Annotated in this window: 11 protein-coding genes; all 11 read left to right on the top strand. The window is 61.2% G+C overall.

All coding sequences use genetic code 11. The features are described from left to right. The first annotated feature begins 3 nt into the window (after nt 1-3). On the top strand, nt 4-1,650 hold the full coding sequence (gene nikE, locus EYD00_RS20825; protein WP_034498307.1) for a nickel ABC transporter ATP-binding protein NikE: 1,647 nt from the start codon (nt 4-6) through the stop codon (nt 1,648-1,650). Nucleotides 1,651-1,667: 17 nt separating this feature from the next. After that, nucleotides 1,668-3,224, top strand: coding sequence for a hydantoinase/oxoprolinase N-terminal domain-containing protein (locus EYD00_RS20830; RefSeq protein ID WP_034498553.1), 1,557 nt, complete (start codon nt 1,668-1,670; stop codon nt 3,222-3,224). Further along, complete coding sequence (locus EYD00_RS20835; protein ID WP_034498305.1) at nt 3,217-4,350, top strand: S-methyl thiohydantoin desulfurase family protein; 1,134 nt, start codon at nt 3,217-3,219, stop codon at nt 4,348-4,350. Before EYD00_RS20830 ends, EYD00_RS20835 begins: the two co-directional genes overlap by 8 nt. 43 nt (nt 4,351-4,393) lie before the next feature. Further along, a complete protein-coding gene (locus EYD00_RS20840; RefSeq protein ID WP_034498302.1) occupies nt 4,394-5,989 on the top strand; it encodes an ABC transporter substrate-binding protein in 1,596 nt (531 codons plus the stop codon). Between the two features lie 116 nt (nt 5,990-6,105). After that, nucleotides 6,106-7,182, top strand: a complete 1,077-nt coding sequence (locus EYD00_RS20845; RefSeq protein ID WP_034498301.1) for an S-methyl thiohydantoin desulfurase family protein — start codon at nt 6,106-6,108, stop codon at nt 7,180-7,182. After that, a complete protein-coding gene (locus EYD00_RS20850; RefSeq protein WP_034498300.1) occupies nt 7,179-8,717 on the top strand; it encodes a hydantoinase/oxoprolinase N-terminal domain-containing protein in 1,539 nt (512 codons plus the stop codon). Before EYD00_RS20845 ends, EYD00_RS20850 begins: the two co-directional genes overlap by 4 nt. A 44-nt stretch (nt 8,718-8,761) precedes the next feature. Beyond that, nucleotides 8,762-9,706: an isoaspartyl peptidase/L-asparaginase family protein gene (locus tag EYD00_RS20855; RefSeq protein WP_034498298.1), complete on the top strand. Its 945-nt coding sequence runs from the start codon at nt 8,762-8,764 to the stop codon at nt 9,704-9,706. 104 nt (nt 9,707-9,810) lie between these two features. Further along, nucleotides 9,811-10,716 carry a LysR family transcriptional regulator gene (locus EYD00_RS20860; protein ID WP_004438405.1) on the top strand — a complete coding sequence of 302 codons (906 nt, stop codon included), beginning with the start codon at nt 9,811-9,813 and terminating at the stop codon, nt 10,714-10,716. A gap of 178 nt (nt 10,717-10,894) precedes the next feature. Then, the gene (locus EYD00_RS20865; protein ID WP_004438407.1) at nt 10,895-11,839 is read left to right on the top strand and encodes an ABC transporter permease; all 945 of its coding nucleotides are present in this window, start codon (nt 10,895-10,897) and stop codon (nt 11,837-11,839) included. Beyond that, on the top strand, nt 11,836-12,654 hold the full coding sequence (locus EYD00_RS20870) for an ABC transporter permease (protein WP_004438408.1): 819 nt from the start codon (nt 11,836-11,838) through the stop codon (nt 12,652-12,654). Before EYD00_RS20865 ends, EYD00_RS20870 begins: the two co-directional genes overlap by 4 nt. After that, nucleotides 12,651-14,285: an ABC transporter ATP-binding protein gene (locus tag EYD00_RS20875; RefSeq protein WP_034498295.1), complete on the top strand. Its 1,635-nt coding sequence runs from the start codon at nt 12,651-12,653 to the stop codon at nt 14,283-14,285. Before EYD00_RS20870 ends, EYD00_RS20875 begins: the two co-directional genes overlap by 4 nt. The last annotated feature ends 10 nt before the right edge of the window (nt 14,286-14,295 follow it).

Genomic DNA, 14,295 nt, shown 5'->3' on the forward strand with positions numbered 1-14,295 from the left:
GCCATGACTGAACCGCTTCTCAAGGTCGAAAACCTCAACGTCACCTTCACCAATTACGGCCGCACCCGGCAGGTGCTGCGCGATGTCGCCTTCACGGTTGCCGCCGGCGAACGCGTGGCGTTGATCGGCGAAACCGGGTCGGGCAAATCCGTCACGGCGAAGGCAATCATCGGTACCCTGCCGAAAAACGCCGCGATCACATCAGGTGCCATCATCATCGATGGCCGGGATGTGCTGTACATGCCACGCAGGGAGCGTGAGGCCCTGAAGGGGACCGCGTTTTCGCTGATCATGCAGGACCCGCTCTCCTCCTTCAACCCGGTCTTCAAGATCGGCACGCATCTCGATGATGTCATGCGTTTTGCCGATAAGCGCGATGGAATCAACTCGTCCAAGTCCGAGCGTCGCAACCGCATCGGAGCCGTTTTGCGCCGGGTGCAGCTTGCCGACACCGAGCGGGTGATGAACGCCTATCCGTCCGAACTTTCGGGCGGTATGCGCCAGCGCGTGTTGATCGGGCTTGCCCTGCTGCATCAGCCGAAGCTCCTGATCGCGGACGAGCCGGGCACGGCACTTGATGTGACGACGCAGGATGAAATCCTCAATCTCATCAACCAGCTGGTCGCCGAAGAAAACATGGCGCTCTTGATGATCACCCACAATCTCGGCGTCGTGCGCAAGGTGGCGGATCGGGTCGTGGTTATGCATCACGGCGATATCGTCGAGACCGGACCCTGCGCGCAAATCCTCCATAGCCCCGCCGAGGATTACACGCGCTCGCTTCTGGATGCCGTGCCTCCGCTTTATGGCCCGCGCGTGACCGATCTGGCGCAGAGCACGCGTTCGCCCATCGTCACCATCGAAGGGCTGAACAAGATTTATGGTCGGCGCAACGGTTATCACGCCGTGCGGGATGTGAATCTGACGCTCAAGGAAGGCGAGGTATTCGGCCTGGCGGGTGAATCCGGCTCCGGCAAAACCTCCGTCGCCCGTATGATCATGGGCCTTTCGCGCCCGACCTACGGCAATCTTGTCATTGACGCTCCCGCGCCTGCGCGCGGCAAGCGATTGACGCAGATCGTCTATCAAAACCCGGGCACCTCGCTTAATCCGAAGCGCACGGTGAAACAGACGCTTGCCTTGCCGCTGAAATCCATCGGCATGGATCGGCAGGCGCGTGAGAACCGCATGCAGGAACTGATGGGGCTGGTGCGGCTGCCGCAATCCTATCTTGGCAAATATCCGCATGAGCTGTCCGGCGGCCAGAAGCAGCGTGTGGCGATTGCCCGGGCGTTGGCGGCTGAGCCGAAAATTCTCATCCTCGATGAGCCAACGGCCGCACTCGATGTGTCCGTGCAGAAGACGGTTATCGACCTTCTGCTGCAGCTGCGTGAGGAGCTTGGCCTGACCTATCTGATGATCTCGCACGACCTGTCGCTGATGCGCAATTTCTGTTCGCGCATCGCCATCATGCTGCGGGGCGAGATTGTCGAAGAGGGCGTGACGTCGGCGGTCTTCGCCGAACCGGCCCATCCCTACACCCGCGCCCTGATCGCGGCCATCCCCGTCGTCACCGACGAGGAAGAACGTCTCAAACCCACGGTGACCGAGGAGGAGCGCATGCGCTTCCTCGTTAAATCGACCGATTGATGAAAGAGGAGCCTGACGTGTATCGCGTTGGAATTGACGTCGGCGGCACGAATACCGATGCCGTTGTGTTGCAGGATAAGACCGTTCTGGCGGGGGTGAAGGCCTCCACGACAGAGGATGTGACGTCAGGCGTCATCGAAGCCCTGGAAAAGGTCATCGAGGCATCGGGCATAGACAGGGCGCGCATCGGTGCCGTGATGATCGGCACCACACATTTCACCAATGCGGTGATCGAGCGCCGGCATATGGACGAGGTTGCAGCCATCCGGCTCGGCCTGCCGTCCGGTGCCGGCCTGCCGCCCATGGTCGACTGGCCGGATGATCTCAAGGAAATCGTCGGCAACCACGGTTATCAGGTGCGCGGCGGTTATGAATTCGACGGCCGCGAAATTTCGCCGCTCGATGAGGACGAAATCGTCCGCATCGCCGCCGATATTCGCGCCAAGGGCCTGAAGGCCGCCGCCGTGACCTGCGTTTTCAGCGGCATCAACGATGCGATGGAACTTCGGGCGAAAGAAATCCTGCAGGAACGCTGCCCGGGTCTACCGGTGGTGATGTCCAAGGATATCGGCCGCCATGGCCTGCTTGCACGCGAAAGTGCGGCAATCATGAATGCCAGCCTGCTGTCGCTTGCCGACCGCACGGTTGCGGCTTTCGGCGAAGCGCTGAAGGCTGCGGGCATCACCTGCCCGTTCTATATCACACAGAACGACGGTACGCTGATGGCGGCTGATGTGGTGCGCGGTTTCCCCGTGCTCACCTTCGCCTCCGGTCCGACGAACTCCATGCGTGGTGCGGCCTTTCTCACCGGTCTCAAGGATGCCGTGGTCGTGGATGTCGGCGGCACCACGTCGGACGTCGGCTCGCTTTCACACGGCTTCCCGCGTCAGGCCTCGACCACGGTGGATATTGGAGGCGTGCGCACCAATTTCCGCATGCCTGACGTTTTCTCCATCGGTCTCGGCGGCGGTTCGCTTGTGGTCAATGGCGACCATGGCCTGACTGTCGGGCCGAAATCCGTTGGTTACCGCGTCCGCCGCGAGGCGCTCTGCTTCGGTGGCTCGACCCTGACGGCGACCGATATCGCGGTTGCCTCCGGCAAGGCCGATGTTGGCGAGAAAAAGCTGGTTTCCAGCCTTGACAAAAAGCTCGTGGATGCGGCCGTCAACAAGATCAACGACATGCTTGAAGCCTGCGTGGAGCGCAGCCGCATCTCATCGTCACCAGTGCCGGTTATCGCCGTTGGCGGCGGTTCCATCCTGATGCCGGATCGCATCGGTGATCTTGAGGTTATCCGGCCTGAGAATTTCGCGGTGGCCAATGCCGTTGGCGCGGCCATTGCGCAGATCAGCGGTGAGACCGACCGGGTCTTCTCACTCGTCGATGGACGCACGCGCGAGAGCGCACTGGCGGAGGCAGAAGCGGAGGCCCGCGAAAAGGCGGTTGCCGCCGGCGCGATTGCCGCGACGCTCGAAGTGATCGAGCGCGAGGATATGCCGCTGGCTTACCTGCCCGGCAACGCCACCCGCATTCATGTGAAAGTTGTTGGAGAAATGGGAGCCAATCATGGCTGAGACACGCAAGCTGAAATATGACGAGGCGGCATTGCGGACGCTGACCCGTGAGGACCTGGACGCATTGGAAATCGGCGCCGGCATTCTCGGCACGGGCGGCGGCGGCAATCCCTATCTCGGCAAGCTTCTGGCGCTGGAGGCCATGAAGGCCGGCTACGAGATGAAGATTCTCGCAACCGACGCCATCGAGCCGGACGCGCTCTGCATGTCCATCGGCGGTATCGGCGCGCCTGTCGTCGGCGTCGAGCGCATTCGCGAAGGCCGTGAAGGCCTGCGTTGCCTGCGGGCGATGGAAGAGCTGATCCGCACGCCAGTTGACGCCATCGTCTGCGAGGAAATCGGCGGTTCCAATTCCATGAACCCACTGGTGACGGCGGCGCTGGGCGGCCTGCCGATCCTCGATTGCGATGGCATGGGCCGGGCTTTCCCGGAAATGCAGATGACCACCTTCTCCATCTATGGCCATAGTTCCACGCCCTCGGTGATGTGCGATCTGCACGGTAATGCCGTCATCTTCAGCCATGCCGTTTCCGAGGTCTGGCACGAGCGTATGGCACGCGCTTGCGTCGTCTCGCAGGGCGGTGGCGCCATGCTGGCGACCGCGCCGATGCAGGCGCACTACGTGCACCAGTATGGCATTCCGAAAACCTACACCAAGGCCATTGCCATCGGTGAGGCGGTGATCCGTGCCCGCAAGCAACAGGAAGACCCTATTGCTGCAGTCTGCGCGCTCGAAGGCGGGCGGCGCATCTTCAACGGCAAGATCACCGATCTGAAGCGCCATCTTCGCGGCGGTTTCGCCGTCGGCGATCTCACGCTTTCCGGCTTCGATGATTGCGCCGGCCAGACGGCAGGCGTCGCCATCCAGAACGAATTCCTGCTCTTTTCCCGTGATGGCAAGGTGGAAGTGACGGTGCCCGATCTGATCGTTCTGCTCGATGTCGACACCGGTTATCCGATCACCACCGAAGTGCTGCGCTATGGCCAGCGCGTGGCCGTCATCGCCATCCCCTGCCACGACCTGCTGCGCAGCGCCCGCGCGCTTGAGGTCGTCGGGCCGGCGGCCTTCGGCTATCCGGACATTCCTTTCTCACCGCTGCCCGTTCCGGTCAGCAAGGCTTCCTAACCATAAGCGGGCCCAATGACCCGCAATAAAGAGGAGAACGATAATGAAAATGCCTGTAGTTTCTTCCCGTCTCGCCGCGCTGGCACTCGGCACGGCGCTCGCGTTGCCGGTCCTTTCTTCTGCAGCCCTTGCGGAAGACAAGGTGTCGGTCGCGGTCAACACCATGCAGATATTCAGCTCTCTCGACCCTGCGAAAGTGACTGACTACACCGGCTACATGGCCATCGTGAACATGTATGACGGTCTGACCACGGTAAACGCCAAGGGCGAAATCGTACCGCATCTGGCGAAATCCTGGGAGATTTCCGAGGACGGCCTGACCTACACCTTCCACCTGCGCGACGATGCGAAATTCCAGGACGGTACGGCAGTGAAGGCGGCCGATCTTGCCTGGTCGATCCAGCGCCTGCTCGGCATCAACAAGGGCCCGTCGAACCTCATCGTCGGCGTGCTGAAACCTGAAAACGTGACCGCGCCTGACGATGCAACCCTGGTCATGAAGATCGAACGCCAGTTCTCGCCCTTCATGGCGGCGACGCCGCTGATGATGGCGATGAACAAGACGCTGATCGAAGCCAATGCCAAGCCCGAAGACAAATGGGGTGAGGCTTATGTCGGGGAACATTCCGCCGGTTCCGGCCCCTACAAGTTGGTCAGCTACAACCGCTCCGCCGACATGGTCATCGCCCGCAATGCCGATTATTTCCTCGGCTGGACCAAGGGCAAGCCGATCGATGAAGTGCGCTTCGTGCAGACCAGCGACGACGCCACCGTCAAGGCGTTGGCGGAAAAGGGCGAGCTCGGCCTTTCCTCGCACGGGCTCGGCAACGACACCTATGAATCCATCGGCCGGATGAAGGGTTACAAGCTGATCCAGACCCGCACCGCCGGCGGCTTCGTCATCAAGCTCAACACCAAGGTCTATCCGACCGACGACGTCCACGTTCGTCGCGCCATCGCCTATGCGACCGACTACAAGACGATCCAGGAAGTGATCTATCCGGGCTTCGATATGAAGGGACCGCTCTCTGACGCGTTCAAGGACGCGCATAATGGCGATATCCAGCCGGGCGTCTACGATCTGGAAAAAGCCAAGGAAGAGCTGGCGAAGTCGAAATATGCCGGCCAGAAGATCACGCTCGTCAACAGCTATGTCGCGTCGCTCGCCTTCGAGGCGGAAGTGGCGCTGCTGTTGCAGTCGAGCCTCGAGCAGATCGGCATCACGCTCGATATCAAGCCTGAGCCGTGGAACCGTATCGTCGAGCTTTCTTCCAAGCCCGAAACAACGCCGGCATCGACGCAGGTGAACATCTCGCCGACCTATCCGTCGCCGGACTCGATGTTCTACAACCAGTACCATTCCAAGGCATCCGGTACCTGGATGTCGATGGAATGGCTGCAGAACGCGGAAATCGACGGGCTGATCGACAAGGTTCGCGCCACCACTGATGTGAACGAGCAGAACGCTACCTACAAGGAGCTGCAGACGAAGATCGTTGATCTTCAGCCTGACGTCTGGGCGGTTGCGCCGAACCGCCGTTATGCGGCGAACAAGTGCCTTCAGGGTTACGAGTTCATCCCCATGCAGAGCTGGGACCTGAACTTCTCCAACTTCCATTGGGACTGCAAGGCCGAGTGATCTTTACCTCATGAAAACCGACCCCGCCCAGATGGCGGGGTTGGCAGACTTGGAACTTCAAAGGGAAGGAGCATCGCCTGCGGCCGGAAAGGCTGCGGCATGCCCGAGGATGACGCATGATCCAGGAATTTTCCGAAGACGATATCGAACCTCTGGCCACCGGTGCCTGGATTCTGGGAACGGGGGGCGGCGGCAATCCCTATATCTCGACGCTCAATCTGCGGCGTCTCTATGCCGAGGGGCGACGGGTCAAGGTCATGGATCCCATGGCGCTTGCCGATGACGACATGGTCGCCGTCGTCTCGAAGATGGGTGCCCCGCTTGTCGGTCAGGAACGGCTGGGAGACCCCGTGCATCTTGCCCGCGCTGTCGAGGTCATGGAGGATTATCTCGGCAAGCCGTTCCGGGCGATCATGAGTGTGGAGATCGGCGGCTCCAACGCGCTCTCGTCTTTCCTCGCTGCCGCCGTCCTCGACCGGCCGGTCGTTAATGCCGACGCCATGGGACGTGCCTATCCGGAAGCGCAGATGACATCCTTCGCCATCGGCAACCTGCCGATGTTTCCGCTGTCGCTGGTCGATGTGCGCGACAATGAGGTGATCGTAACGCGGGCTGCCTCGTGGAAATGGATGGAGCGTATCTCGCGTAAGGTCTGCACCGAAGTCGGCTCCACCGCCGCCACCTGCAAGGCGCCGCGCACCGGCAAGGAAGTGAAGGAGTGGGGCATTCATTATACCGTCACCAAGGCGACCGAACTCGGGCGCGCCTTGATGGAGGCCCGTGCGCGCCATGACGATCCCGTTCAGGCGGTTCTCGACCACGAGGGCGGCAAGCAGCTGTTTCGCGGCAAGGTGGTGGATGTGGCCCGCGAGACCACGGGTGGTTTCCTGCGTGGCAGCACGACTATTGAAGGCATTGATGCCGACCGTGGTTCGCGCATGGAGCTCGCATTCCAGAATGAGTGGGCCGTTGCCTTCCGCGATGGCCAGCCAGTCGCCATGACGCCGGACCTTCTTTGCCTTCTCGATACGGTTTCCGGCGGCGCCATCGGTACGGAATCGGTGCGTTACGGCCAGCGCGTGACGGTTGTCGCCCTGCCGGCACCCGAGCTTTTGACGACGCCTGCCGGCATCGCCGCCGTCGGCCCGCACGCCTTCGGTTATGACATTGACTTCAGATCGGTATTCCCATGAAACGCATCGGTATTGACGTTGGCGGCACCAATACGGATGCCGTTTTGATCGATGGAGACACCATTGTCGCCTCCATCAAGGTTCCGACCACGCAGGATGTCCTGTCGGGCGTAAAAGCAGCGCTCGCCCATGTGTCCGGCCATTTCGGCGCGACGGATCGACCGATCGACGCGGTGATGATCGGCACCACCCATTTCACCAATGCGGTGGTGGAGCGCGCCCGGCTGGAACGGGTTGCAGCCATCCGCATCGCTCTGCCGACCGGTTCTTCGCTGCCGCCCATGTGCGACTGGCCAAAAGATTTGTACGATGCTGTCGATCCGTTGATTTTCATGGTCCATGGTGGCCATGAATATGACGGCAGCCCGCTGGTGCCGATGATTCCCGATGAAATTCGGGAGGCGGCGATGAAAATCCGCGATGCGGGCATCACTTCCATCGCCATTTCGGCAACCTTCTCGCCGTTGACAACGGAATGCGAAGTGCGGGCGGCGGAAATCGTCCGTTCGGTCATTCCCGATGCACGCATCACGCTTTCCCATACGCTTGGCCGCATCGGGCTTCTGGAGCGGGAAAACGTCGCCCTGCTGAACGCGTCACTGCAAACCCTTGGCAGGACAACCGTTCAGGCATTTTCGGATGCGTTGCGCGAAGCAGGTGTGAAGGCGCCATTCTATCTGACCCAGAATGACGGCACGGTGGCGCTCGCGGATGTCGCCGCTGCCAACCCGGTGCACAGCTTCGCTTCCGGCCCGACGAACTCAATGCGGGGTGCTGCCTTCCTCACCGGGCTAACCGATGCCATGGTGGTGGATGTCGGCGGCACGACTTCCGATATTGGCTGCCTTGTCGGCGGTTTTCCGCGGGAAGCGAACAATATCGTCCATATTGGCGGGGTGCGCACGCTCTTCCGCATGCCCGATCTTCTGCCGATTGCACTCGGCGGCGGCACGATCGTTGATCCTGAGACGGGCAAGATCGGTCCACGCTCGGTCGGTTATCGCATCCTGACGCAGGCCCGTGTTTTCGGCGGCGAGACGCTCACGACATCGGACATCGCCGTAGCGGCGGGGCTGATCGAGATGGGTGACCGCGACCGTGTCAAAGGCCTCGATCCGGCTTTCGTGCAGGCCACACTCCAACGCATCCGTGACATGGTGGCCGACAGTTTCGACCAGATGAAGACCTCGGCCGAAGATGTGCCGCTCGTTGCCGTCGGCGGCGGGGCGTTTTTGATTCCCGAGACGGTTCCGGGTGCGTCGGAAGTGCTGCGTGTGGAAAATGCCGGCGTTGCCAATGCGCTGGGCGCGGCGATGGCGCAGGTTTCCGGCGAGGTTGACCAGGTCTTTTCCGGCCTGAGCCGCGAGGAGGCGCTTGCGAAAGCAGAGACCGAGGCGCAGAACGCGGCGATTGCTTCTGGAGCGGAGCGAGCGAGCCTGAAGACGCTTGAGGTGGAAGATATCCCGATTGCCTATCTGCCTGGCGGCGCGCGGCGGGTTCGCGTGCGGGTCATCGGCGATATCGCCTTTCATTGATGGTAAGAGGCCCTGCGGTGGGCGGGGCGACGAGGGGAGAGAACATGACGAAGATCGCACTGGCCATTCACGGTGGTTGCGGCGTTATGCCGGAAGACAGCATGACTTCAGAGGAGTGGACCGCTGCGCGCGATGATCTGGCAGCGGCGCTGCGTGCCGGTTATGGCGTATTGAAGGCTGGCGGAACCGCGCTTGAGGCGGTCGAGGCGGCGGTCGTTGTCATGGAGGACAGCCCGCATTTTAACGCAGGGCATGGCGCCGCACTGAACGAGAACGGCATCCACGAACTCGATGCCTCGATCATGGATGGTGCCACATTGGCAGCGGGCGCGATCAGCGCGTCCCGCGCCATTCGCAATCCGGTGAAAGCCGCCCGCGCACTGATGGCGGATGACCGTGCCGTCTATCTGACGGGGGAGGCGGCCGACCGCTTTGCAGAGGAAAAGGGGCTCGCGACCGAGCCGCAATCCTATTTCACGACTCAAAAGCGCCGTGAAGCACTGGCGGCGATGAAGCGCCACGCCGCCGCTGGCACGGAAGCGACGGAAAACGAGAAACACGGAACCGTGGGTGCGGTGGCGCTCGATGCGGCGGGCCATCTTGCCGCGGCCACCTCGACAGGTGGCTACACCAACAAGCCCGATGGCCGGGTGGGTGACAGCCCGGTGATCGGGGCAGGCACCTATGCACGGGATGGGGCCTGCGCGGTTTCCGGCACCGGCAAGGGCGAATTTTTCATCCGCTACGTCGTCGGTCACGAGATCGCATCCCGCGTCGCCTATCTCGGGCAGGATCTGGAGACGGCTGCTGGCAATCTCGTCCATAAGGATCTGGCGCCCTACGATATTGGCGCGGGTCTTGTGGCTATCGATGCCGAAGGCGGGATTGCAGCGCCCTACAATACCCCCGGCATGTTCCGCGGTTGGGTTACCTCCACGGGTGATGCTTGCGTGGCCACCCATGACACCGTGTATTCGGTGGAACTTTAGGCAGTTGCCGCGTGCGAGATAAAAAACCGGTGACATGAAGCGTTATCGGCGGCAAAACGTCAGAACCGAAACCGGCTTGTCTCTTCATCCATGGTGCTGGCCTCATGAACATCAAGCAGCTCGAAGTTCTTCGCACGCTTCTTTCCACCGGCTCGACCATCGCCACGGCCAAGGCAATGGGGCTTAGCCAATCCGGTATCAGCCGGCTTCTGGCGCAGCTTGAGGCCGACCTGTCTCTGACGCTGTTTGCCCGCGACAAAGGGCGGCTCATTCCGACACCGGAGGCGGTGCTGCTTGCGCGGGATGCGGAAAACGTGCTGCTTGCGGTCGACCGCATGTCCGGTCATGCGGAAGATTTGCGGAATGGTGCGGCTGGTCCGGAAATCGTGCGCATCGGGCTGCCGAGCAGTATGTGGGAAAATTTCGCGCCCGCCATGCTGATCGACTATGTCCGGGATTTTCCCGGCGTTCGCATCGAGACTTTTTTCGAGACGACGACCGCCATCAACAAGCTTGTCGGCGAGCGGGTGATTGATCTCGGTTTCCTGCGGATGGAAGGTGAGATCGGGCCGGGCATCGATGTCGAGCGTGTCGCGACCGGCAAGAGTGTGTGCGTGGTCCGGGAGGATCATCCGCTGGCAGCGCTTGACGAAATTACCGTGAAGGACCTGCGCAACATTCCGCTCATCCTGATCGGCCGCCAGCGGCCAAATCGCATGGCGCTCGATCAGGTGTTCAAAAAGGCTGGCGTCAAACCGATGGTGAAGATCGAGACTCACACCAACAGTTCCGCCTGCGCCTATGTGGCGCACGGGTTGGGGGTAACGATCATCAGCAGTTTTTATGCCAACCTCTATCGGCACCTGCCCGTTGTCGCGAGGCCGTTCGTCCCGCAGGCGACGCAGGAGTTCGGTCTTGCCCGCGCCTCCGGGGCACCGCTCTCCATCGCTGCGCAGGCGCTGAGCGATGCCTTGAAGCGGGAAATCCAGCTCTCGCAAAAGATCGTCTGAAGCGGGATTTTGGGCGGAAGATGTCCTTGTCCTCATCAGGATGACCGCGCCGTCATTCTGCATAGATGTATGACGTTTATGCATAATATTGCGCGATATTTCTCAATCCGTCATAGTCGCCAGCAATGAAACCGATAGAGGCGGGCTGTCATTACCTGCCATCAATCGTGGGGAACCGATGATAAGATTCATACTGAGCCGTCTTTTGATGGCGCTGCCGACGATCGCATTCGTGTCGATCACGGTGTTTGCGCTCATCCGCTTCATTCCGGGCGATCCGGCCGCCCTGATGCTGGGCGACATGGCGCAACCGGAACAGATCGAAGCCATGAGGACCGAGCTCGGCCTCGACAAGTCCATGCCGCAACAGTTCGTCATCTGGGCCGGCAATGTGGTGCAGGGCGATTTCGGTCGCTCCATCGTCAATGACGAGCCGGTGCTGCCGTTGGTCGTCTCGCGCTTTCTCGTCAGCGCCGAGATCGTCGTGGTCGCGGTGCTTCTCGCCAGCCTGATTGCGGTTCCGGCAGGCGTGATCGCCGCCTGGAAACAGAACAGCCTGACTGATCTCGCGCTGGTCGGAACGGCGACGCTGCTTCTGTCCATTCCCACGTTCTGGCTTGGCCTTCTGCTTCTTCTGTTTTTCGGCCTGAAACTCGGCTGGCTGCCGGTGCTCGGATATGTGTCGATCAGCGACAATCTCGTCGGCGGCATGCTTTATCTCGTCCTGCCCGTCATGACGCTGGTAATCCACGAAATGGGTGTTCTGATCCGCATGGCGCGCGCCTCGACGCTGGAGGTTCTGCGGCTTGATTACATCACCCACGCCCGCGCCAAGGGCCTTTCGGAAAGCGCCGTTCTCTGGCGGCACGCCTTCAAGAATGCCTTCGGTCCGACCTGGACAATGATCGGCCTCATCCTTGGCAATCTTCTCGGCGGCATCGCCGTCATCGAAACAGTGTTCACCATTCCGGGCCTCGGGCGGTTGATGGTCGACAGTATTTTTGCCCGCGACTATCCGGTCATACAGGGCTGCCTGCTGTTCGTCTCGCTCTCCTATGTTCTGGTCAACCTGTTCGTCGACCTCCTCTATCCCCTCTTCGATCCGCGCGTGGTTGCCGAATGAAAAAGTTCACACTCAACGGGCTTATCGGCGGCTTTCTCATCGCCCTCCTGCTCATTACCGCCGCAACCGGCCTGTTCTGGACACCTTATGATCCAATGAAGCTCGGTTTCGCCTCGCGTCTGGCCAGTCCAAGCGCCAGCCATCTTCTCGGCACCGATGAATTCGGGCGCGATGTTTTGAGCCGCCTGATGGTCGGCGCACGTGCCAGCGTCTGGATCGGCTTCCTGACGGTCAGCTTCGCGACGATCTGCGGCACGCTGATCGGCCTTGTCAGCGGTTATGCGCGGGGCTGGGTGGATGGCGTCATCATGGCCATCAACAATGCGCTTCTCGCCTTTCCCGGCATTCTGCTGGCGCTGGGCCTTCTCGCGGTGTTCGGCGCAAACCAGTATGGCATCATCTTCGCTCTAGGTATCGCTTATACGCCATCCATGGCCCGCGTGGTGCGCGGTGCCGTGCTTTCTCTGCGTGAGCGTGAATTCATCGAGGCGTCGCTGGTGATGGGCAATGGTGAAATCTACACCATGTTCCGCCACATCCTGCCCAATTGCATCGCGCCGATCACGGTTCTTGCCACTTCCATGTTTGGCTGGGCCATTCTGTCGGAAAGCGCGCTCTCCTTCCTTGGCCTTGGTGTGCCGCCGCCGGCCCCCACCTGGGGCAATATGCTGGCCGCCGGCCGACCCTTCATCCAGCAGGCCGTGTGGCTGGGTCTTTTCCCCGGTCTCTGCATCGCGCTGACGCTGCTCGGCATCAATCTTTTGGGCGATGCCCTCCGCGACAGGCTTGACCCGCGCATGAGAGGTCTCAAATGACTGATAATACACTTCTCACCGTTCGGGGCCTTTCGCTCGAAGTCGCCAGAACCGGCCATCGGGTGGTCAAGGATGTTTCCTTCGATATAGCCGCGGGCGAAATCTTCGGCATCGTCGGTGAAAGCGGTTCGGGCAAGACGCTCGCCACCCGCGCGCTCATCTCGCTTCTGCCACCGGCCATCGCTGTCACCGGCGGATCGATCGTCTACAAGGGGCAGGATGTGATGTCCCTGCCGGTGAAGGCGCTTCGAAGTCTGCGCGGCGCAGAGATCGGTGTGGTGTTTCAGGAGCCGATGACCTCCCTCAATCCATCAATGACGATAGGCCGGCAGCTGGAAGAGGGGCTGATCCTTCACACGAAACTGTCGGGAGAAGACCGCCGCGCGAGAATTCTCGACATGCTGAGCCGGGTTGGCATCCGCGATCCCGAAGGCGCGTTGACGGCCTATCCGCATGAGTTTTCCGGCGGCATGCGCCAGCGCATCATGCTGGCCTCGGTCATGCTGTTGAAACCCGCTTTGCTGATTGCCGACGAGCCGACGACGGCACTTGACGCTGTCATCCAGCGCGATGTCATGGAACTGATGGTGGAGCTGACACGTGCGGAAGGCACCGCCGTTTTGCTCATCAGCCATGATCTGCCGATGGTGGCGCGTTATACCAGACGCATCGTGGTCATGGAAAAAGGCGCGATTGTCGAGCAGGGCCGTACCGAGGACCTGCTGGACGCGCCGCAGCACCCATATACCAAGAAGCTGCTTTCCTCTCTGCCGTTCCGTGGCGAGCCGCGCCGTATCGACACCTCCAAAGCGCCGATGGTTTCGGCCCGCGATATCGTTGTCGATTATGCCGGCCGCAACTCCCTGCTGAAGAAAGCCAAGCCAAAGCGCGCGCTGCATGGCGTCAGCATCGATATTCATGAGGGTGAGGTCGTGGCGCTGGTTGGCGGCTCCGGTTCCGGCAAGACGACGCTCGGCCGCACCATCGCCGGTCTCGTCAAGGAAAGCGAAGGGCATATCCGCTTTCAGGGCCGCGAGCGCAACGAGGACTGGAAGGATTATCGCCTGAATTGCCAGATGGTGTTTCAGGATCCCTATTCCTCGCTTGATCCGCGCATGACCATTCAGGCGCTGGTGGAGGAGGCATTGCGCCTCATGCCTGACCTCGATCAGGCCGCCAAGCGCAAGCGGGCGCTGGAAACACTGGAGGAAGTGGGGCTCGGCGCTGACTACGCCGCCCGTTATCCGCACGAGCTTTCCGGCGGCCAGCGCCAGCGCGTGGCGATTGCCCGCGCCATTGCCCGCCGTCCGCGGTTCCTGATCGCCGACGAACCGGTCTCGGCACTCGACGTGACGGTGCGGGCGCAGGTGCTCGATCTCTTTTCCGATTTGCAGAAACGTTACGGCTTTTCCTGCCTGTTCATCAGCCACGATCTCGGTGTGGTGGAGCAGGTGGCCGACCGTGTCGTCGTCATGCAGGACGGGCGCATCATCGAAGAGGGTGACCGCGACACGATTTTCGACAGTCCGAAGGATGCCTATACGCGCCGGCTGCTCTCGGCCATTCCCGCCCTCGACCAGAATGAAAAGGGCGGCGTGACACTGAAATGGCGTCTGGAAGATGAAGTTTAACAGGAAGATG

The sequence above is a fragment of the Agrobacterium sp. 33MFTa1.1 genome, from assembly GCF_004328495.1.
Lineage (GTDB): Bacteria > Pseudomonadota > Alphaproteobacteria > Rhizobiales > Rhizobiaceae > Agrobacterium > Agrobacterium pusense.

Excerpts from the sequence above, each read along its gene's own strand:
- nikE (WP_034498307.1), top strand. The coding sequence starts at position 4 with ATGACTGAACCGCTTCTCAAGGTCGAAAACCTCAACGTCACCTTCACC.
- EYD00_RS20835 (WP_034498305.1), top strand. The coding sequence starts at position 3,217 with ATGGCTGAGACACGCAAGCTGAAATATGACGAGGCGGCATTGCGGACG.
- EYD00_RS20840 (WP_034498302.1), top strand. The coding sequence starts at position 4,394 with ATGAAAATGCCTGTAGTTTCTTCCCGTCTCGCCGCGCTGGCACTCGGC.
- EYD00_RS20845 (WP_034498301.1), top strand. The coding sequence starts at position 6,106 with ATGATCCAGGAATTTTCCGAAGACGATATCGAACCTCTGGCCACCGGT.
- EYD00_RS20850 (WP_034498300.1), top strand. The coding sequence starts at position 7,179 with ATGAAACGCATCGGTATTGACGTTGGCGGCACCAATACGGATGCCGTT.
- EYD00_RS20855 (WP_034498298.1), top strand. The coding sequence starts at position 8,762 with ATGACGAAGATCGCACTGGCCATTCACGGTGGTTGCGGCGTTATGCCG.
- EYD00_RS20860 (WP_004438405.1), top strand. The coding sequence starts at position 9,811 with ATGAACATCAAGCAGCTCGAAGTTCTTCGCACGCTTCTTTCCACCGGC.
- EYD00_RS20865 (WP_004438407.1), top strand. The coding sequence starts at position 10,895 with ATGATAAGATTCATACTGAGCCGTCTTTTGATGGCGCTGCCGACGATC.
- EYD00_RS20870 (WP_004438408.1), top strand. The coding sequence starts at position 11,836 with ATGAAAAAGTTCACACTCAACGGGCTTATCGGCGGCTTTCTCATCGCC.
- EYD00_RS20875 (WP_034498295.1), top strand. The coding sequence starts at position 12,651 with ATGACTGATAATACACTTCTCACCGTTCGGGGCCTTTCGCTCGAAGTC.